Annotated in this window: 1 protein-coding gene; it reads right to left on the bottom strand. The window is 53.0% G+C overall.

What is annotated here, in order from left to right; genetic code table 11:
• Positions 1-249: hypothetical protein (locus AC0L20_RS41520; RefSeq protein ID WP_473295914.1), on the bottom strand; the 249-nt coding region annotated here is incomplete at both ends.

The raw sequence follows: 249 nt of genomic DNA, 5'->3' as shown, positions 1-249 counted from the left end.
GCCCGATGCGCAAGGTCAAAGGATAGCGCCGATGCAACGCCGTCAGCTTGCTCGCTATTGCTCGGCACATTGTTTCCATCCTGCCTGAGAAACTGCGCCACACTTATTTCACGGCGCTGCTCGGTGGCAAACCGGCGTGAGCGAGGATCAATACGAACCATGGCTTTTTCCAGATCGATATTGCCATTGGCATCATCTACCTTGGATTTAAGCGCATTGATAAGTGCCTGACGATTAGCATCATCGCCC

It is taken from the genome of Bradyrhizobium sp. Kon58 (assembly GCF_055807455.1).
Note: the sequence above shows the minus strand (reverse complement) of the source record. Positions and strands in the feature narration are given on the sequence as shown.